Source organism: Nocardia alni, from assembly GCF_019038435.1.
Classification (GTDB): domain Bacteria; phylum Actinomycetota; class Actinomycetes; order Mycobacteriales; family Mycobacteriaceae; genus Nocardia; species Nocardia alni.
Genome location: NZ_JAGPOX010000007.1, coordinates 1 through 21,720, shown reverse-complemented (window position 1 = coordinate 21,720; position 21,720 = coordinate 1). Strand labels below are relative to the sequence as shown.

The window sequence follows — 21,720 nt, the reverse complement described above, 5'->3', positions numbered from 1 at the left end:
CTGACAAGGCCTATTGTGAGCACAGAAGGTAGGCGGACGGGACAGGAGGCGCACCGTGCCCGAGAAGGACCACAAACGAGCGATGTACCGAGCGCTGGTGGACAACGTCCTGCACGGTGCGGGGCGGACGCCACCGGACCAGCGATCCCGCGCCTTCCGCGATGCCGATCTCCCCGCGGACGTGCAGTCGCTGATAGACAAGGTCGTCACGCGGCCGACGGAGATCACCGATGCGGACTTCACCGCGGCGAAGGCATCGGGCCATACCGAGGACCAACTGTTCGAGCTGGTCATATCGGCGGCCGTCGGCCGGTCGGCCCGGCTGTACGACGCGGGGCTCGCGGCGCTGGACGACGCCACCGGCGGCGAGGAGATCCGATAATGCGACTCGAGATACTCAACAGCGGTTACCGCCCGGGGACCAAGGCGCTGTTCGCCGTCATCCGGATGTTCTCGGGGCAATCGCTGCCGGATGCCGCCAAGCTGGTCTTCTATCGCCCCGATTTCTACGGCGACCGGGCGAAGAAGTTCACCCATGAGGCGATGCGCGGACCTTCCGACTGGTCGGTGGCCGATCGCGAGTTGATGGCGGCCTACGTCTCGAACGTCAACGCGTCCGCGTTCTGCATCGGCGCGCACAGCGCGACCGCTGGGCAGGCGTACCAGGACGACGCCAAGGTGCACGCGGTACTGACCGATCTGGAGTCTGCCCCCATCGACGATCGGCTCCGGGCGACGCTGCGGATGCTCGGTACCCTGACCCGGGCGGGGACGGTGAGCGCCGCGGATATGCGGAATGTGTTGTCCACGGATGTCTCACCCCAGCAGATCCGCGACGCGCTGGCGATCTGCGCCGCGTTCGACACGACGAATCGGCTCGCCGACGCCTTCGGCTTCGAACTGCTCAGCCGCGAGAGTTTCGCGGCGGGAGCAAAAGTTTTGTTGAAAAGCGGCTACAAATAGCAAGGGCCGAACGTCCCTAAAATTCTCCGAAATTGGTGATGAAACCAACCGGAGTTCGCCGAATTCACCTATGGAAACCTAAACCGACCGGGGTCATTTAAATACGAACGATCCTTCGTGCGCGGCAGTACCGAATGCGTTGCGTATCGGTATCGTTCTCGCAAACTGCCTAACATTCACGACCGAGAAAGCGATTAATGGAATGTTCCACCTCGGCAACGTAGCCGATACGAGCTCGATTCATTCCACAGAACACGAGGTCGAATATGCGTGAGATATCAGCCCTACCAGTGCATACGGGTGTCGACCTGCCCGGTGACCTCGGGTGGTTTCCGATGCTGGGCCGTTGGACTCGCCGACGGCGAGCATCCCCGGATCGCTCGATAACCATTGGTTTACTGGATCTCCCGTAGCATGATCCGACAGCGGTTACAGTCCCGGGACCAAGTTGTACTTCATGCTCACCCCGGCCGTTACAAGGCCCTGGAAGGCTGGTCTTCTGCCGGTTTCGGCGGTACCCGAGCGAAAAACGACGAGGTTTCACCCACGAGGTGATGTTCGGGCCTTCGGCCGGGACCGGTAGCTGAACAGGTGCGCGATCCGACAGCGGAGCGCACATCACGACCAGGGGAAGACGTGCCGAGACGATATAGAGCGCACGCGGTACCAGCCGATCCGGGATCGGCGACGGGGGCGAGTTCGAAACCACGGAGGCGGGAGCCAGGTTTCTACCGAAGCTACAGATAATAAGGCGACAGGGACTGCCCTGGAGAAACGGGCGAACCGGAACCAGGGTGATCCACGGGGATGAGACCGACCGGAATCGATGAAATTCCGACCCATCCCGGACGGCGGCAGTATCGAATACATCGAGTACTGGTCAGCATGAGATTCCTGACATACACGCCCGTGGCAATGAGGCCGATACGAGCTTGATTCATCCCATCGAATATGAGATTGATTATGCGTCAAATATCAGTTCTGCCAGCGCATCCGGGCGCAACCATGCCCGATGGCGCATTCGAACTCTCCGCAGCACAACGGGGCATCTGGTTCGCCCAGCAGCTCGCCGGGGAGATGCCGATTTCCATCGCCCAATACATCGAACTGGTCGGGAAAATCGATCTCGACCTGCTCGCGGCAGCGGCGCGCCAGGCCGGCCGCGAGTTCGGCACCGGCTATGTCCGGATTGCCGAGTTCGACGGCCGGCCGCTACAGGTCGTCGACACCAGCCTGTACGACGGCTACGTGCTGCTGGACCTGCGCGACGACCCGGATCCCGAGTCCGCCGCGTACGCCTGGATGCGGGCGGAGTATTCGCGGCCACTGGACCTACTCGGCGATCGCCTGGTGTCGTCGGCGTTGCTGCGCCTGTCCGACGAACGATGGTTCTGGTATTCGCGCTTCCATCACATCGTGATCGATGGAATGGGCGCCTTGGCGATGGTGCAGCGCACCGCGCAGCTGTACAACGCCGCACTGCGCGGCGACCAGGCCCCGCCGGCGACGGCCGACGCACTGCGACGGATCGTCGAAGATGATGTGGCATATCGCAATTCGGATCGATTCCGGGCCGACGGGGAGTACTGGCGCGAGCATCTGGCCGGGATGGCCGATCCGATCGGCCTCGCCGGGCGCACCGCCCCCGCGAACGCGCATCCGATCCTGGCCGCAGGCGAGTTGCCACCCGACACAACGGAATTGATCGCCGCGGTCGCGACGGCACAGTCGTCGAGCCTCGCGCCGATCGTCGTCGGGGCGTTCGCGGCCTACCTGGGGTCGATGACCGGCGCAGCGGAAGTGGTTCTGAGCCTGCCGGTCTCGGCGCGCAGCACGGCGTGGCTGCGACGTTCGGGCGGAATGATCGCCAATGTCGTCCCGCTGCGGCTGCGGCTGCGGCCCGGCGCCACCGTGCGCGAGGTCATCGGGTCGGCCCAGACCGAGCTGACCGGAGCGCTGCGCCGCCAGCGCTACCGTCAGGAAGATATCGTCCGTGACCTCGGGTGGCCGATGGACGAGGCCGCCTCGTTCGGGCCGTCGGTGAACCTCATGATGGCCGGTCGGCTCGAATTCGGGCCGGTGACCGGCCGGCTGCACGTCCTGACCTCCGGGCCGATCGACGACCTGTTCGTCAATCTCTATCCGGAGGTGGGCGGCGAGCGCACGCGCATCGACTTCCAGGCCAATTCCGCCCTGTACGGCTCCGACCAGCTGACGGCCCAGCGGACGCGATTCCTCGATTACCTGCACCGCTTCGTGGCCGCCGACGGCGCCGCGAAGTTGGTGACACTCGACGCGCTGTCCGCTGCCGAGCGCTCGGTGGTCGTGCCCGCCCGCGGTCGCGCGGCCGAACCGACCCGGACCTTCGCCGAGATCCTCGGCGAAGGGGTGGCGATCGCCCCCGACTCGATCGCGCTCGTCGACGAGACCGTCGAGCTCACCTACCGCCAGCTGGACGAGTACTCGAACCGCCTGGCCCGGGTTCTCATCGCGGAAGGCGTCGGCCCCGAACAGGCTGTCGCGATCGCGATTCCACGCTCGATCGAGTCGGTGCAGTCGGTCTGGGCCGTCGCCAAGACCGGCGCCGCGTTCGTGCCGATCGATCCCGAGTACCCGGCCGACCGGATCGAGCACATGGTGACCGACAGCCGTGTCGCCAGCGGCCTGTGCGTGGCCGCGGCCCATGACCGGCTGCCGGATACGGTGTGCTGGTCCGCCATCGATGATCCCGCCCTGCGCGAACGGATCGCGGCGGAGTCCGGCGACCCGATCCGCGACGATGAGCGGCTCGGGCGCTGCACCATCGACCAGACCGCGTACATCATCTACACCTCCGGCTCCACCGGGCTGCCCAAGGGTGTCATGGTTCCCCATCGGGGATTGACCAGCCTGACCGCCAGCTGCCGTGCCGCCCTGGATGTTTCGGCGAATTCCGTCGTCGCCCATGTGATTCCGCCGAGCTTCGACGTCTCGATCGAGGAGCTACTGGTCACCTTCGGAACCGGCGCCACGCTCGCGGTGGTTCCGCCGTCCGCGTACGGCGGCGAGGAGCTGACACGGAGGCTGCGAGAGCACCACGTCACCCATCTGGACTCGACGCCCGCGGTCGTCTCCACGCTCGACCCGCGGCGGATTCCGGATCTGCGCGCGGTCGAGGTCGGCGGCGACGTGTGCCCGCCGGAACTCGCGGTCGCATGGTCCGGCAGGCGGCTCGTCAACGCCTACGGACCCACCGAGACGACCATCACCTCCACGTTCAGCGGCCCGTTGCGGCCCGATCGGGCCATCACGATCGGCAGCCTCGTACGCGGGACCACCGCGACCGTGCTCGATCCATGGCTGCGACCTGTTCCGCTGGGCACGATCGGCGAGTTGTACATCGGCGGCGCCGGAGTCGCACGCGGGTATTACAACCGCCGGGGCATGACGGCGTCCCGGTTCGTCGCCGATCCGCACGAGCCGGGCGCCCGCAGGTACCGAACCGGCGATCTCGTGCGCTGGTCGAGGAACGACGACGGCGAGCTGACGCTGCAATACGTGGGCCGCGCCGACTTTCAGGTCAAGCTCCGGGGCTACCGGATCGAACTCGGCGAGATCGACGAGGCGCTGCGCCGCGGCGGCGAGATCGATGAGGCCGTCACCATCGGGACTCGGACTGCCGCCGGCGGCAGCGTGCTGGTGTCGTACGTCGTCGGCAAGCCCGGCGCGGACGTGCGGCCGGAGCGGCTGCGGGCGGCCCTGGTCGCCACCCTTCCGTCGTACATGGTGCCCGCGGCGATCACCGTCGTCGAGGACATCCCCCGGATGCCGTCGGGCAAGGTCGACCGTAAAGCCCTGCCCACAACGGATTTCGTTCCGCGAGACGGCGCCGGGCGGGCGCCGACCACCCCGCGCGAGGCGACACTGGCGACGCTCTTCGCGCAGGCGCTGGGCGTGGACTCGGTCGGGGTGGACGACAGCTTCTTCGCCCTCGGCGGTGACAGTATCGTTGCCGTCCAGTTTCTTTCGCAGGCCCGGGCCGCCGGGCTGAAGATTTCCGCGCAGGATATGTTCGAGCACAAGACGGTTGCCGCACTGGCCGCGGTGGCCGTCGACATCGACGATCAGGCGCTCGCCGAGTTGCCCGGTGGCGGAGTCGGACCGATCGACCCGACTCCGGCACTGATGTCGATGACGGCGAGAATCGCACCGGACGGCTACTGGAAACGCAACGGCCAGGCGATCCTGACCGAACTGCCCGCGGGCATCGGCCGCGAGCAGTTCGCGGCCGCGATACGCGCGGTGATCGACCATCACGACATGCTGCGGATGCGCCTGCATCCCCAGGACTCCGGCTGGATGATGACCGTGCGCCCCCGGGGTGCGGTCGACGCGGACGCCTTGATCACCGTCGTCCCGGCGAGCCCGCACCTCGGCGAGGCGTGCGAGCGCGAATTGCGGCGCGCGACAGAGCTTTTGGATCCGACCGAGGGAACCGTGGCGCGCTTCGTGATCATCGAACCGGCCGACGGCCCGTCCCTGCTGTGGCTGGTCCTGCATCGCTCGATCGTGGACGCGGCGTCGTGGCGCATTCTGCTGTCGGACCTGGCCGCCGCGTGCACGAGTGTGGCCGGTACGTCGGCCGCGAGCGTCGCCGGGCAACGGGCGCCCGCGGTGCTGCCGCCGGTCGGCACGTCGTTCCGGCGGTGGGCGCGCGGGCTGGGCCGGCAGGCCGCCGACCAGGTCGGCGAATTGCCGGTGTGGCAAGGGATTCTCGGGTCGATCGACCCGAGAGTCGGCGCCTCCGACCTGGATCCGGCCGTGGACATCAGGGCGACCTCGGCGCGGTTGCGTACCGCGATCCCGCCCGATCTCACCGATACCCTGCTGACCGTCATTCCGGAGCGGTTTCATTGCCGCCCCGAGGATGCGCTCCTGACCGCGCTGGCGATGGCATTGAGCGCCTGGCGCCTTCGCATCGGCGACGGCCGCGTAGGCACCGGCGACGACCGGACCGCGACGATGCTCAGCGTGGAGGGCGACGGCCGGGAGCGCGCTGTTCCGGGCGCCGACCTGGCCCGGACGGTCGGACGGTTCCGCTTCGACTATCCGGTCGTCCTCGATCTCGCGGGCGTCGATCTCGACGACGCGTTCGCCGGCGGCGCGGCCGCCGGGGCGGCGCTCATGGCGGTCAAGGAGCAGTTGCGGGCCGTGCCGGCCGACGGCATCGGTTTCGACATGCTGCGCCGGCTCGGGCCGCGAACCGCGGATCTGTTCGACTCCGCCCGCGCGCCCCGGATCGGCTTCCGCTACCTGGGTCGCCCCGCGACCGACGGGCCCGACCGGACGGAGCGGGAGACACTCTGGCTGCCACGGCTTTTCGCGATCACCGACGACGACAGGACACCGCTGTCCAAGGTCGTCGACATCGCCGCCCTGGTACGGCACACCATCGACGGCCCGCGCCTGGCACTCACGTGGACCTACGCCACACTGGCGATCGGCAAAACGGATATCGACGAGATCACCGAACTCTGGCATCGCGCCGCGGCCGCGCTGGCCGGCCATGCGCTCTCGCCGGGCGCGGGCGGCCATACTCCCTCGGACTTCCCGCTCACCCCGGTGCCCCAGGAGCAGATCGACGGCTGGCAGCTCGACTATCCGAACCTCGTGGACGTGTGGCCGTTGTCGCCGCTGCAGGCCGGGATGTTCTTCCACGCCCGCTACGACATCGACGCGACCGACGACTACCTGGTGCAATCCCGGTTCACCCTCACCGGACCGGTCGACGCCGACCGGCTGCGAGCCGCCGCGCAGGCGCTGGTCGACCGTCATGAGAGCCTGCGCACCGGATTCGTCGAAACCGGCCAGGGCCCGCGGCAGGTGGTGCTCGCCGGCGTACCGGTCGAGTTCCGCGTCCTCGATCCGGCCGACCGCGCCGAGGCCGACCGCGTGATCGAACTCGACAGCACAACGAGATTCGACCTCGCCCACCCGCCGCTCCTGCGATTCATCTTCGCCCGCACGGACATCGACACCTGCACACTCGTGATGACCAACCACCACATCGTGCTGGACGGCTGGTCCGGCCCGCTGCTGGTGCGGGAACTGCTGGCGCTGTACCAGAGTTCGGGTGATCCCTCGGTTCTGCCCGCCGCGGGTTCGTACCGAGAGTTCCTGTCCTGGTTGGGCGAGCAGGATGCGGAGACGTCGAAAGCCGCCTGGCAGCAGGCACTGTCTGGCCTGGAATCGCCCACCCGGGTCACCTCGGCGCTCCCGGCCTCCCCGCGCGCCGCGGACGAGATCGTCTCGGTGGAGTTGCCGGCCGAGACCGTCACCGCGCTCGAGCACACCGCCCGGGCGGCGGGGGCGACGGTGAACACCGTCGTCCAGGCCGGATGGGCGATGCTGCTCGCACTGCTCACCGGGCGCACGGACGTCATGTTCGGCACGGCCGTGTCGGTGCGGCCGCCGCAACTGCCCGGCGCGCAGGACCTGGTGGGCCTGCTGATCAACACCGTTCCGGTGCGGGTACGGCTCGACCCGCGCGAGTCGGTGGCCGATCTGCTGAGCCGGATCCACTCCGAACAGGCCGCGGTGGCCGACCACCGGCATATCGGACTGCGCGAGATCCAGCGATGGGCCGGACAGACCGAATTGTTCGACACCATGGTCGCTTTCGAGTCGTACCCGATGGACTCCGGGGCGCTCACCGAGGCGCTGGACCTCACCGGAATTCGGCTGGTCGATACCGCGACCGTCGATTCGTCGCCATATCCCTTGGCCCTCATCGTGATTCCGACCCGGGCCACGGCGGGAACGGCCGGCGGGTTGCGGGTGACGCTGAAACTCGGGGCCGATCTGTCGGCGCAACCCGCCCTGCGGCATCTGCTGGATCGCTTCGTCCGGGTGATCACCCGAATCGCCGGCGACCCGTCCGCCCCCGTGCCGGCGGTACCGCGGTGCGACGACGCGGAACTCGCCGCCGTGCTGCCCAGGCGTGGCCCGCGCGCTGTGCCGCCGCGACTGCTGCCGGACATCCTCGGCGCCGGTGCCGCGGTCGATCCGGATGCGATCGCCATCGGTCGCGGTGACAGCGCCCGGACCTATCGGGAGCTCGACGCGAGCGCCAATCAGCTTGCCCGGGTGCTCCTTCGCCGCGGCGCCGGGCCGGATGTCTTCGTCGCACTGGCCCTGCGGCGATCGCCGGAATGGGTCCGCGCGGTGTGGGCCGTCGCCAAGACCGGCGCGGCATTCGTCCCGCTGGATCCGAACTATCCGGCCGAGCGGATCGCCCACATGCTCACGGATTCGGCAGCCCACATCGGTATCAGCCTGACCGGCGAGAGCTTGCCGGACACGGTCGACTGGCTACGGTTGGACGATCCGGGCACCGAGTGCGAAATGCGCGGCTGCTCGGCCGAGCCGATCACCGACGCGGACCGGCCGACACCACTGCGGATGGCCCATGCGGCATACCTGATCTACACCTCCGGATCCACCGGCACACCGAAGGGGGTCGTGATCACCCAGCGTGGTCTCGCCGATCTCACCACGGCGCAGCAGGAGTCGCTGGATGTCGACGCGACGGCCAGCGTGCTTCAGGTCGCCTCGCCGAGTTTCGACGCCTCGGTGTTCGAAATTCTGCTCGCGCACGCGCAGGGCGCACGTCTGGTGATCGCGCCGCCGGAGGTGTCCGCCGGCGAGGCTCTCACTGACCTGATCCGAACTGAGCAGGTAACCCATTGCGTGACAACCCCTTCGGTGCTGGGGACAATGGAACCGACCGACGGACTGCGGCTGCTTGCCCTGGCCGGTGAAGCCGCCGGACCCGAACTGGTGCGCCGATGGTCGACCCACGTGCCGCTGGCCAATCTGTACGGCCCGACGGAGTTCACCGTGTGGGCCACCGCCGCCCACCTCTGCGCGGACCATCCGATCACCATCGGCGGACCGATCCGCGGAGCGTCGATCGCGGTGCTCGATGCGTGGCTGCGACCGGTACCAGCGGGTGTTCCGGGCGAGTTGTATCTCGCCGGGCCCGGCCTTGCGCGCGGGTATCACGATCGTCCCGCCCTGACGGCGAGCCGGTTCGTCGCCTGTCCGTACGGTGATCCGGGCGAACTCATGTACCGCACAGGCGATGTCGTGCGGTGGATCGCCCCGGACGATCGCGGCGATTACGCACTGGACTATCTGGGCCGCAACGACGCGCAGGTGAAGATTCGTGGCCAGCGGGTGGAACTCGACGAGATCGATGCCGTGCTCGGGCGCGACGATCAGGTGAAGTTCGTGGTCACTCTCGATCGTGTCGGGCCGACCGGCGGGACCGTGCTGGTATCGCATGTACTGCCGGAAGCGGGAATCGAACTGGACATCGACCGCCTGCGCGCGCGGGCGATAGCGGCCTTGCCCCCGCACATGGTGCCGGGGAATATCGTCGTACTCGACCGGATTCCGCTGACACCGGTCGGCAAATTGGATCGAAACGCCTTGCCGCGGCCGGATTTCAGTACCAGTCGCAACGGATACAGCGCACCGCGCACCGCCGAAGAGCGGGCGGTCGCCACGATATTCGCGGATGTGCTGGGACGACGGCGAGTCGGCGTCGACGAATCGTACTTCGAACTCGGAGGAGATTCGCTGCTCGCCACCCAGGTCATCGCGCGAGTGAACCTGGAACTCGGCTCGGCGATCACGATGCGGGATCTGTTCGACGCGCCGACGGTCGCCACCCTGTGCACGCGGGTGATCCCGGCCGCCGGCGCGCGCGGTCTGCCGCTTCCGGGCACGCGGATCCGGCCGGACCGGATACCGTTGTCGCCCGCGCAACAACGGATGTGGGCGGTGAACCAGCTGGATCCGGGGTCGGCGGCATACAACATCGCGGTCGCGCTGCGCCTGTGCGGCGATCTCGACGTGGCGGCTCTGCGGCGCGCGGTGGCCGATGTGATCGCGCGGCACGAAAGTCTGCGGACCGTGTACCCGGCCGACGCGCAGGGACCGCACCAGGTCGTGCTCGACGCGCAGACCGTGACGCCCGGCCTGGACGTCATCGACGTGGACGAGGGGCCCGGGCTGCGGGAGCGGATCGATGAGCTGGCGTGGTCCGGCTTCGATCTCACGCGCGAGCTTCCGCTGCGGATCGGGTTGTACCGGATCCGCGGGACGAGCCCGGCCGAACATGTCGCCGTCCTCGCGGTGCACCACATCAGCGCCGACGGTGCGTCCACGACTCCGCTGGCCGCCGATATCATCGCGGCCTATCTGGACGGACCGGCGGGCCTGGCCCGGCGTCCACGGGTGGTCCAGTACCCCGATTACGCCCTGTGGCAACGCGAACTGCTGGGTGACGAGCGTGATCCGGAGTCGCTGTCGGCCCGTCAGATCCAGTACTGGACGCAGCGCCTCACGGCCCTCGCGGACGTGATGCCGTTGCCCCTGGATCGCCCCCGTCCCGCGCTGCCCTCCCTGCGCAGCCTGGATCTGGATTTCCGTATCGATGGCGAATTGCACACCGCGCTCACGCGTTTCGCGCGAGCGGAGAACGTCAGCATGTTCATGCTCGCGCATGCCGCGTTGGCGATCGTGTTCTCCCGGCTCGGCGCCGGCGAGGACGTGGTGATCGGCACGCCTATGGCCGGTCGCGGCGCGGAATCCGTGCAGAACATGATCGGCATGTTCGTCAACACCCTGGCGCTGCGCACCCCCGTCGACTCGAACACCGCGCTGCGCGAATTCCTTTCCGGTGTGCGGGATGTGGACCTGGACGCGTTCACCAACGCCGATGTGCCGTTCGAACGGATCGTGCAGATCGTCAACCCGGCCAGATCGGCCGCGCGGCATCCGATCTTCCAGGTTCTGCTGGTGATGCAGAATTTCGTCGAACCGGTACTGGAGGTGCCCGGCCTGCGGGTGCGGGTGGAGGACATCAACCGTCAGGTGACGCCCTTCGACCTCACTCTCGAACTGCGCGAGCGCTTTTCGAGCACGGGTGAGGCCGACGGCATCGACGTTCGGCTGACGTACGCCACCGATCTGTTCGATCCGGACACCGCCGTCTCGCTGGCCGCGCGCTATCAGCGTGTGCTGACCGCCTTCGTCACCGACGCCGCGGTCACCGTCGGTGATGCCGAGATTCTGGACGACGCCGAGCGAGCCGCGGCGATCCTCATCGGCCCGCCGTCGGGCGGCGAGTCGCTCATGTTGCCCACGATATTGGCGACAACGGCCGCGACCTGGCCGGAGCGGCCCGCGGTCGTCTTCGACGGGGCCGTGATGAGCTATCGCCAGCTCGATGCGGCGTCGAATCGGCTGGCCCGTAACCTCATCGGCCGCGGCGTCGGCGCCGAGACCATCGTCGTGCTGGCGCTGCCGCGATCCACTTCGCTGATGGTGGCGCTGTGGGCCGTGGCGAAGACCGGTGCCGCGTTCCTGCCGCTCGACCCCGCCCAACCGGTCGAGCGAATCCACCGTCTACTCCGCGATTCCGGCGCGGCGATCGGTCTCACCGTCGGCGCGTACGAGGCGAAGTTGCCGGACGTGGTTCGATGGCTGGCGCTCGATGACGTCGAATTCGCCTCGGCTGGAGAGGAATCGAAGGACACACCGATCGGACGAGAGCTGGTTCGCCCGATTCGGCCGGACAATCCCGCGTGGGTGATCTACACGTCCGGATCGACCGGAACACCCAAGGGTGTCTGCGTCACCCACCGCGGCATCGCCGATCTGGTTGCCGCACTGCGTGAATCGCTCGAACTCGATGAGACCGCGCGGGTGCTGCAGGCGGCCTCGCCCGCCTTCGACGCCTGGCTGTTCGAGGCGCTGTCGGCCTTCGCATCCGGTGGCGCACTCGTCGTCGCATCGCCGCGGGTGGTCGGCGGCGGTGGGCTCGACGAGCTGATCGCGACGCAACGGGTGACCCATGTGTCGCTCACGCCGACCGTGCTCGCCACGCTCGACCCCGCCGCGGCGGACAGCGTGCGGACGCTCGTCTTCGGCGGGGAGTCGCTCAGCACCGAACTCGTCGAACGATGGGCGACCGGGCGCACTGTCCGCAACGTCTACGGCCCGACCGAATTCTCCATCTGGGCAACGACATCGGGCCCGCTGCGGGCCGGCACGCCGATCACCATCGGCGGGCCTATTCGCGGGGCCGGAGCCCTGGCTCTCGATGCCCGGCTGGGTCCGGTACCGGCCGGCGTCCTCGGTGAGTTGTATCTCGCCGGGCCCGCTCTCGCCCGCGGCTACCACGATCGACCGGGGGTCACGGCCGCGCGATTCGTCGCCAATCCGTACGGTGCACCGGGAGATCGGATGTATCGCACCGGAGATCTGGTGCGGCGCACGGCGATGCGAGAGTTGCTGTATGTCGGACGCACCGACTTCCAGGTGAAGATCCACGGAGTTCGTATCGAACTCGGCGAGATCGACGCGGCACTGCGGCAGATCGATGGCGTCGCCTTCGCCCTGACCCTCGGCGTCGACGGTCCCACGGGCGCCACGACGCTGGTCTCGTACGTCGTCGGTGAGCTCGACGCCGAACTCGACGCCACGAGTCTGACCGCGGCGGCGGCCCGAGTACTCCCCGCATACATGGTTCCCGCGAAATTCATGGTCCTGGAGGAGGTGCCGCGCAACGCCGTCGGCAAGTTCGACCGCGCCGCCCTGCCGAAGCCGGTATTCGAGACCGATGCCGCCGCGTATCGGGCGCCGACCACACCGACCGAGGAACGTCTCACGACGATCGTCGCCGAAGTTCTCGGTCTCGAGCGAGTCGGAGTGGACGACGCCTTCTTCGCCATCGGCGGCGACAGCATCACGGCCATCGCGGTGGTCTCGCGGGCGGCAGCACAGGGCGTAACCATCCATCCGCAACAGATATTCGAGCATCGCACGATCGCCGAACTGGCAGCGGCCACGGAGGCGGCCGATACTCAGGCTCCCACCGGGCTGCCGTTGGAGGTACTGCTGCCGATCCGGACCGGAGGTGATCGGCCGCCGGTGTTCTGCATCCACCCCGCGTCCGGAACATCGTGGTGCTATTGGGGTTTGGCACAGGCGCTGCGGCCGGGCCGGCCGATCTACGGACTCCAGGCGCCAGAACTGGGCGGCCTCGAACCGCCACCCCAGTCGATCGATGCCTACGCCGAGCGGTACGCCCGCGAGATCCGAACCGTGCAACCGGAAGGTCCGTACCATCTGCTCGGCTGGTCGCTCGGCGGCACCATCGCCCACGCGACGGCGGCGCGCTTGCGGGCGGACGGAGCGGAGATCGGCACGCTCGCTCTGCTCGATTCCGCAGGCGATACGGGGGCTGAGACCACCGAAACCTACACCGCCGGTGAGATCGTGCACGGTCTCGGCGCAGTATTCGGCATCGAGGACGTTCCCGCCGACGCGACGGCCCAGGAGGCGGCCGACCTGATCTGCGCACAGATCGGCGCGCAGGTCGTCGACGCCGCCACCATCGAGCGGATCACCACGTCCTACAACTCCTCGGTACAGGCCGCAGCACGCTACCAACGTCCGATCTTCGACGGTGACATGCTCTATTTCAGCGCGACCGTCGATACCTCCGACATCGTCGGCCCGGAAGGGTGGCGCGCAAACGTCTCCGGCACCATCACCACCCACGAGATCGAAGCAACCCACCAGGAGCTGACCGCACCACACGTCCTGCCCACCATCGCGCGGGCGCTGGACCAGCACCTGGGGCAGGCGGATCCTCAATGACCACAACGAGGAAGTCCGGGCTCGGGACCCCTCGTGGTCCAATGCCACTGGCATCCACCGCACCAGACGCGCTGCCCATCATCGCGCGGACGCCAGACCTATATCTGCACGGTCGCGCACCGCACCTCGTGCCGATCATCGCACGGATGCCGACCCACCATCCAGGAGCGCGGCGGATCCTCCCTTATCACGACGCGGAGGTGCAGGGCCGTGCACGCAGCACCACCCTCATGCCGTGCCGCGCCTCTGCTCGAGCAGCGCGACCCGCTCGGCGGCCTCACGCCAGGCCGGATCGCCGCTCGGCTCGTACTGCACCGGCGGTAACGCCACCGCGACCAGTTGCCGCGCGGCCTGCCAGCCGCGCAGCGCCCCTGCTGTAATTGCCTGCGACAGTAGGTTGCCCACCGCCGTGGCCTCCACCGGACCGGCCGCCACGGGCAGCCCGCACGCGGACGCGGTCGAGCGGCACAACAGGTCGTTCCGCGCGCCGCCGCCGACCAGGTGCACCCGGTCGACATCGCGGCCTCCGGTGCGGACCGCGGCGGCCACCGCGCGTGCGTGACCGAGGGCGAGGCTGTCGAGGATGCATCGCGCGAACTCGGCTGGTGTGTGCGGGGTTGTGCCGTCGCACCGGGCGGCGATGCGCGCACTCATCCCGCCGGGGGTCCTGCTTCCCGGGGGGAGAAAGTCCGGATCGCCTACGTCGACAAGACTGCTCAGGGCGGGCAGTTCGGCGGCCTGCGCGCAGAGTGTCGCCGTATCCAGGCCCGGCCATTCGCGCTGACATTCCTGTAACAGCCACAGACCCATGACATTGCGCAGATAACGGAAGCCGGTCACACCGCTCTCGTTGGTGAATCCGGCGGCCCGTGCGGCTTTCGAGAGCAGCGGCGTGGGCCGCTCCACCCCAACCAGTGACCAAGTGCCGCAGGAGATATAGGCGAACGAATCCGTCGCGGCGGGCACGGCCGCGACCGCGCTGGCGGTGTCGTGCGAGGGCACCCGGACGATCTCCACGTCGCGGCCTACGCTCGCGCGGACCGGCTCCCGCAACGACCCCAGCGCTGTACCCGGATCGCTGATGGGCTCGAAGATCCCCTCCGGCAGCCCTATTCGACGCAGCAGCGGATAATCCCAGTCCCGGTCCCCGATGTGGTAGAGCCCGGTGGTGGAGACGTTGGTGCGTTCGGCGCCCATCCGCCCGGTGAGCCGGTAACCGAGCAGATCCGGGATCATCAGCAGGTGCTCGGCCGCGGCCAGTCGATGGTCCGGCTCGGCTCGCAGCTGATGAATCGTATTGAACGGCAGGTCGGCCAACCCATTGCGCTGGAACAGCTCTCGCGCGTCCGGCGCATTCCGGCCGGGAAGCGGTGTCCGCAGGTCGCGGTAGTGGTAGGGCAAACCCAGCAGCTCACCGTCAGCACCGATCAGCCCGTAATCCACCGCCCACGCATCGATCCCGGCCGACCGCACCGGACCCGCAGCCGTCAGCCCACGGCAAATCTCCCGATACAACCCACCGATGTCCCAGTGCAAACCATCTGGGAGGCGCAACGGCTCGTTCGCGAATCGATGCACTTCCCGCAGCACGATACGCTCACCCGTCACCTCACCGCGAAGCACACGCCCGTTCGATGCGCCGAGATCGACTGCCGCAAAGGTATTTTCGCCCGAGATAGGCCCTCGTCGACCACTTGCAGGCCTGGTCTCAGCGCCCGGTGAATGATCCCTGTCTCCGACCGGGTCGTCCGTACCGCTCGTGTCGCCAACCGGGCCGCGCTCACCCCCGATGACGCCCTGCGCATTCCAGTTCACCCGGTGCCGGCCCGACCGCACGGCCGGCAGCGGACCGCTCATCGGTGGCGAGGCGAGGCCAGACGAACGACCGAGAGGCTGCGCAGATTTGTGGTGCGGGGCGAAGCTTCCGCCGACAGCATCCGGAATGTTCGTGTCGGCGAGGCGGATCAGCTCACTCATCCCCATACCCCAGTCACCACCGCACAGCCAACACTATCGGCAGGCGATTCCATTTCCGGAGCCGCACACCAGCACTCATTGTCCTCTGAACGACTCTCATCGCTACGCCGACCGTCGACCACCGCGAGGATCGAACCACTCATCGCAGGAAAGCGGCCGCGACGCCGCTGTCGACGGGGATGTGCAAGCCGGTGGTGTGCGAGAGTTCCCCTGCGGTGAGCGCGAATACCGCGTTCGCGACATGTTCGGGCAGCACCTCGCGCTTGAGAATGGTGCGCTGAGCGTAGAAGCTCCCCAGGTCCTTCTCCTCGACCCCGTACACCGCGGCCCGCTGTGCGCCCCAGCCACCGGCGAAGATGCCCGAACCACGCACCACACCATCGGGATTCACTCCGTTGACCCGGATGCCGTGTTCGCCGAGTTCGGCGGCCAACAGACGGACCTGGTGGGCCTGATCGGCCTTGGCCGCACTGTAGGCGATGTTGTTCGGACCGGCGAAGACCGAGTTCTTACTGACGACGTAGACGATGTCCCCTCCCAGCCCCTGGGCGATCATCGCCCGGGCGGCCTCCCGAGCGACCAGGAACGAACCGCGCGCCATGACCGAATGCTGGATGTCCCAGTCGGATTCGGTCGTCTCCAGCAGCGGCTTGGAGATCGACAACCCGGCGTTGTTCACCACCAGGTCCACCCCGCCGAACGCCAGTACGGCCGCCGCGACGGCCTGCCGGACGGCGTCCGGATCGGTCACGTCGACCGTCACCGGCACGGCGACATCCATCGAACCGATCTCGCCCGCCACCCGTTCCGCAGCGGCGCCGTCGCGATCGGCCACCACTACGCACGCACCCTCGGCCGCCAGACGCACCGCGATCGCACGACCGATGCCCGAACCCGCACCGGTCACCACCGCGATCCGGGTGGCCAATGGCTTGGGGTTGGGCATCCGGGCCAGCTTCGCCTCCTCGAGCGCCCAGTATTCGATTCGGAACTTCTCCGACTCCTCGATCGGGGCATACCGCGACACAGCCTCCGCACCACGCATGACGTTGATCGCGTTGCGGTAGAACTCCCCCGCCACCCGGGCGGTCTGCTTGTCGCGTCCGAAACTGAACATCCCGATTCCGGGGACCAGGACGATCGCCGGGTCCGCGCCGCGCATCGCCGGTGAGTCCGGGGTCGCGTGCCGCCGGTAGTAGGCGGCGTAGTCCGCTCGGTAGGCTGCGTGCAATTCCCGCAGTCGCGCGATCACCTCGTCCAGGGGCGCGTCGGCGGCGGTGTCGAGAACTAGCGGGCGAACCTTGGTGCGCAGGAAGTGATCCGGGCACGAAGTACCGAGCGCGGCCAGACGCGGATGCTCGGCGCGGGCCAGAAACTCCAGCACCGGTTCGCTGTCATCGAAGTGCCCGACCTGCGGGCGGTCGGACGAGGCCAGGCCACGAATCACCGGAGCCAGTTCCGCCGCCCGCGCTCGCCGCGAAACAGCATCCAGCGGTGCGTAGTTCGAGACGACAGGGCCGAACGGCTGCGCGCGCCCATGCGCCCCGATGAATTCGGTTGCGGTGCGGATGATCTCGAGAGAATTGGCCTCACATTCAGCGGACGTGTCGCCCCAGGCGGTAATGCCGTGCCCGCCCAGAACGCATCCGATCGACTGCGGATTCGCCCGGCGGATCGCGGCGATGTCCAGGCCCAGTTGAAAACCGGGCCGCCGCCACGGTACCCACGCCACGCGATCACCGAAGCACTCCCTGGTCAGCGCCTCACCGTCGGCGGCGGTGGCCAGCGCGATCCCCGCGTCCGGGTGCAGGTGGTCGACGTGGGCGGCATCCAGGAGACCGTGCATCGCGGTGTCGATACTCGGCGCGGCGCCACCACGACCGTGCAGACAGTAGTCGAACGCGGCGACCATCTCGTCCTCGCGCTCCACGCCCGGATACGTATCGACCATGGCCTGCAACCGATCTCGTCGCAGTACGGCCAGCCCCGACTCGGTCAGCGTGCCCAGATCGCCGCCGGATCCCTTGACCCACACCAGTTCCACCGGCCGACCGGTCACCGGGTCGGTATCGAATCCCTTGGCGGAGGTATTGCCGCCCGCGTAGTTGGTGTTGCGCGGATCCGCGCCCAGCCGGTTGCTGCGTTCGAGCAGCGCGCGCACGGCGCCCTCGGCGGAACGCCCGGTCTCGGCGCTCCCACGCGACGTCTCGGTGGTCACGGTCACGCACCCCAGCCCGCGGCGGCCCCGCCGATGCGTTCGGCGGCGACCTTATCGAAATACCCCGAGCGCCGGAACGCGCCGACCGGATCCGGATCCAGCCCCATATCAGCGCGCAGATCCGCCAGCATCGGGCGCACGTCGGTGTTGTAGGCGTCCATCAGGATCGCGTTGGCGCCCAGCACATCTCCCCCGCGCTGCGCCTCGCTCAACGCCTGCCGGTCGACCAGCAGGGCCTTGGCGGTGGCCTCCTGCACGTTGAGCACCGAACGGATCTGCGCCTGGATCTTCGGCTCGATATTGTGGCACTGATCGAGCATGAAGAGAATTCCGGACGCGGGCGTGACCGCGTCGGCCTCGACGATCTCGTGCATGATCCGGAACAGCTGGAACGGATCGGCCGCGCCCACCATCAGGTCGTCGTCGGCGTAGAAACGGGAATTGAAGTCGAACGCGCCGAGTTTGCCCTCGGCGACCAGGAACGCCACGATGAATTCGATATTCGTATGCGGCGCATGATGTCCGGTGTCCACCACCACCGACGCCTTCGGCCCGAGCTTCAGGGTGTGCGCGTAGGCGGTACCCCAGTCCGGCACGTCGGTGGCGTAGAAGGCGGGCTCGAACAGCTTGTACTCCAGCAGGATTCGCTGATCCTCGCCGAGTTCGGAATACAGCTCGGACAGGGCCTCGCCCAAGCGGCGCTGCCGGTCGGTCAGATGGTCCTGACCGGGATAGTTCAATCCGTCGGCGAACCACAGCTTGAGATGCGTCGACCCGGTCGCGTCCATCACGCGCAGGCATGCCTTCAGATGATCGATCGCCTTGCGCCGCACCGCGGGATCGGGGTGGCAGACGCTGCCCAGCCGATAGTCGTCGTCCTGGAAGGTATTCGAATTGATCACCCCGATCGACACGCCCTGCTCGGCGGCGTACTGCGCGAGCTTGCCGAAATCGTCCACCAGATCCCACGGGATATGCAGCGACACCTTCGGCGCCACGCCGGTGAACCGGTGCACCTGCGCGGCGTCGGCGATCTTCTCGAACGGATCCCGCGGCACACCCTGCTGGGCGAACACCTTGAACCGCGTGCCCGAATTGCCGAACGCCCACGACGGCAGCTCGATCTGTTGTTCGCGCAGTACGGCACGTGGATCGGATAGGTCCGGCATGGGTGTCAGCTCCTGTTGAAACGTTTCATTTCTCGATCGAACTTAACCGCCGCCGCCGTGACGAGTCAAGGTTCCGACAGACTCTTACGCGCCGGTGGACCGGCGAGCGACCAGCTCCGGCATGAACACCACGTGCTGATGCCGGTGTGCGCCGTCGCCGACAGCCTCCTCCAGCAACAGACGCGCGGCGGCGCGGCCGAGTTCCTCGCGGGGCTGACGGATCGAGGACAGCGGGACGGCCGCGGCGCCGGCGAATTCGATGTCGTCGTAACCGATCACGGCCAGATCACCGGGCACCGACAGTCCACGCAACGTCACCGTTTGCAGGACCCCCAGCGCGAGCAGATCGTTCGCGCAGAACACCGCCGTCGGATAGTCGGAACGGTCCAGCAACTCGGCGGCCGCATCCCTACCCTCCTCGAAAGTCAATGCGGCGGTTGGGATGTCGTCCAGGATGGCACCCGCCGCGGTGATCGCCTCGGCCGCCCCGCGGCGACGGTCGGCGACCTGGGTGATCGAGTCCGGACCGCCCAGAAAGCCGATCCGGGTATGCCCCGCGGCGAGCAGATGTTCGGCGGCCAGCCGCCCGCCGAGCACGTCGTCCACCGACACCGAACAACGATCCGGCCGGCCACTACTGCGGTCCACCAGCACGGCGGGCACCCCCTGAGCCGCCAGGGTCCGCAGCGCGTCCTCCCCGTCGCCGTCCACCGGAGTGATCAGCACGCCGCGCACCCGCTGCTCGGCGATCTGCTCCAGATGACGCTGTTCGCGCCGCGGATCGTCCCCGCTGTTGCACAGCACCAGCATCGCGTCGTGCCGCGCGGCCTCCTCCTCCGCGCCGCGTGCGACATCGGTGAAGAAGGGATTGGCGAGATCCAGCACGACCATGGCCAGCGTGCGGCTACGCCCCGCCCGCAACTGCCGCGCCGAATCGTTACGCACATAACCGGTTTCAGCGATAGCCCGCTGCACCCGATCACGCGTGGCGGAGGAGACCTGGTCCGGCCGGTTCAACACATTGCTGACCGTGCCGAGCGACACCCCCGCCCGCCGAGCCACCTCCTTGATACTCACCGCCATCGCACTCCGCCACACTCTCTCTAGGACACGCAAACCCGGCCCACCGAGCCTAACCGCCCCACACGCGACGTCCCCGCCGCCGCCCGCACTTCACCGTGCCTTACATGGATGTAGGTCGGTCGTGGTGGATGCGTTGTCGCTGCGGCTGGTACCGGACGCGTTGCGGGATCTGGTCGAACTGCTGCTGGAGTTCGCTGCGCGTCTGGGGACGGCGGTGTCGCTCAGGTGGACCCGCGGACGGCGCGAACTACCGTGATGTACCTGCTGACCAGCGGTTGTGCGTGACGGATACTGCCACCGTCGTTCCGGGCCCGAACCTCACCGACCGCGGGCTACGACGTCGAAGTAGACGTCGCCGATGAGCATCTCGGCGGAGCGGTTGGTCGTGGGCTGGGCCGACAGGAGCGGCATGCTTTCGGTTGCCGCGGGGTGACGGTTGTCAGCGTTCGAGTGCGGTCGAGCCGGTCCAGCTGGCCAGAAGATCGAGTGTCCGGCGTTCGGGCGAGTCGGGCTCGGGCGAGTAGACGGTGATGCGGAGCCCGGGGTCAGCGGGCAGATCGAGGGCTTCGTAAGGCAGGGCAAGGTCCCCGACGAGCGGGTGGTGGAGCCGCTTCACGCCGGAGCGGTGGAACTTCACGTCGTGCCTGGCCCAACGCTGGGCGAACTCGTCGCTCTTTGTGGAGAGCTCGCCGATCAGGTCGGTCAGGCCCTTGTCTCGCGGCGAGCGGCCGGTCTCGGTGCGCAGGAAGGCGACCGAGTCGTTGGCGGCCTTCTCCCACTCGGGCCAGAAATCGGCGGAACCAGGGTCGAGGAACAGGAACCGCGCGGTGTTGACCGGACCACGCTGCGCGAACAACGGGGAATCGAACACCGGGGCATACAGAGCGCGACCGAGAGAGTTGGCGGCGAGGATGTCGAACCGCCCGTTGCGGATGTAGCCCGGCAGGTCGGTCATCGCGTCGAGCATCCGCAGAATCACCGGTCGGATCCGCCCCGTCGCAGCGGGTGGCCGACGCTCGGACGCAGTGGCCGCGCGGGCCAGGTCGTAGAGGTAGGCCCGCCCGGCATCGTCGAGCTGAAGTGCGTGCGACAAGGAGTCCAGCACCGAGTCCGAGGCGCCGCTCAAGTTCCCGCGCTCGAGGCGGATGTAGTAATCGACGCTCATCCCCGCCAGCAGTGCCACTTCCTCCCGGCGCAACCCGGCCACACGTCGATTACCACCGAAGACCGGCAGCCCCGCCCGCTGAGGCGTGAGGCGGGCGCGACGGGTGCTGAGGAACTCCCGCACCTCGTTGGCCTGCTCGTGCCTCTCGCTGCCGCTCACATCACCACCGTAGGCCGGGCGGCGGCGTGCCGGGAGGTACTGCCGTTACCCGGAAGAGCAGGCACTCCCCCACGCCAAGGGCGGCACGTTAACTGGTTCCGGCGCCCCGGACCGGGACACGACCCCCCGATGCCTCCGCTGAAGGGACGCTCGACGACAAGCAGGCCGAACCCATCTTCCGAGAGGCCGTCGAAGACACATCCACTGCCTGCCTCACCACCCAGCCCCGGCAACCCGGCCCCGAGCCAACCACAAACCTCCCACCCGAAACC

At 68.1% G+C, this 21,720-nt stretch carries 9 protein-coding genes; 4 read left to right on the top strand and 5 right to left on the bottom strand.

Going from position 1 to position 21,720, the window contains the following annotated elements; all coding sequences use genetic code 11:
* Positions 1 to 55: 55 nt before the first annotated feature.
* The 3 genes from JZ791_RS04680 to JZ791_RS04670 all read left to right on the top strand — a co-directional run bounded on the left by JZ791_RS04680 (position 56) and on the right by JZ791_RS04670 (position 13,677).
* The gene (locus tag JZ791_RS04680; protein ID WP_216892897.1) at positions 56 to 382 is read left to right on the top strand and encodes a carboxymuconolactone decarboxylase family protein; all 327 of its coding nucleotides are present in this window, start codon (positions 56 to 58) and stop codon (positions 380 to 382) included.
* Positions 382 to 963: a carboxymuconolactone decarboxylase family protein gene (locus tag JZ791_RS04675; protein ID WP_216892896.1), complete on the top strand. Its 582-nt coding sequence runs from the start codon at positions 382 to 384 to the stop codon at positions 961 to 963. Before JZ791_RS04680 ends, JZ791_RS04675 begins: the two co-directional genes overlap by 1 nt.
* Before the next feature lie 1,005 nt (positions 964 to 1,968).
* Positions 1,969 to 13,677: a non-ribosomal peptide synthetase gene (locus tag JZ791_RS04670; protein WP_254205224.1), complete on the top strand. Its 11,709-nt coding sequence runs from the start codon at positions 1,969 to 1,971 to the stop codon at positions 13,675 to 13,677.
* Between the two features lie 228 nt (positions 13,678 to 13,905).
* Here JZ791_RS04670 and JZ791_RS04665 read toward each other — a convergent pair whose 3' ends face one another.
* The 4 genes from JZ791_RS04665 to JZ791_RS04650 form a co-directional block, all read right to left on the bottom strand.
* Positions 13,906 to 15,285 (bottom strand): rhamnulokinase, encoded by a 1,380-nt coding sequence (locus JZ791_RS04665; protein ID WP_308162773.1) that lies wholly within the window; start codon positions 15,283 to 15,285, stop codon positions 13,906 to 13,908.
* Between the two features lie 508 nt (positions 15,286 to 15,793).
* A complete protein-coding gene (locus JZ791_RS04660) occupies positions 15,794 to 17,815 on the bottom strand; it encodes a bifunctional aldolase/short-chain dehydrogenase (protein ID WP_216892972.1) in 2,022 nt (673 codons plus the stop codon).
* Positions 17,816 to 17,874: 59 nt separating this feature from the next.
* On the bottom strand, positions 17,875 to 19,041 hold the full coding sequence (gene rhaI, locus JZ791_RS04655) for an L-rhamnose isomerase (RefSeq protein WP_216892893.1): 1,167 nt from the start codon (positions 19,039 to 19,041) through the stop codon (positions 17,875 to 17,877).
* A gap of 84 nt (positions 19,042 to 19,125) precedes the next feature.
* Positions 19,126 to 20,124 (bottom strand): LacI family DNA-binding transcriptional regulator, encoded by a 999-nt coding sequence (locus tag JZ791_RS04650; RefSeq protein ID WP_216892892.1) that lies wholly within the window; start codon positions 20,122 to 20,124, stop codon positions 19,126 to 19,128.
* A gap of 121 nt (positions 20,125 to 20,245) precedes the next feature.
* On the opposite strand from JZ791_RS04650, the gene JZ791_RS45950 reads away from it, so the two are divergent.
* Positions 20,246 to 20,380: a hypothetical protein gene (locus JZ791_RS45950; RefSeq protein ID WP_256461810.1), complete on the top strand. Its 135-nt coding sequence runs from the start codon at positions 20,246 to 20,248 to the stop codon at positions 20,378 to 20,380.
* Between the two features lie 183 nt (positions 20,381 to 20,563).
* Here the strand turns inward: JZ791_RS45950 and JZ791_RS04645 are convergent, their stop codons facing one another.
* A complete protein-coding gene (locus tag JZ791_RS04645) occupies positions 20,564 to 21,448 on the bottom strand; it encodes a helix-turn-helix domain-containing protein (RefSeq protein ID WP_216892891.1) in 885 nt (294 codons plus the stop codon).
* Positions 21,449 to 21,720: the final 272 nt, after the last annotated feature.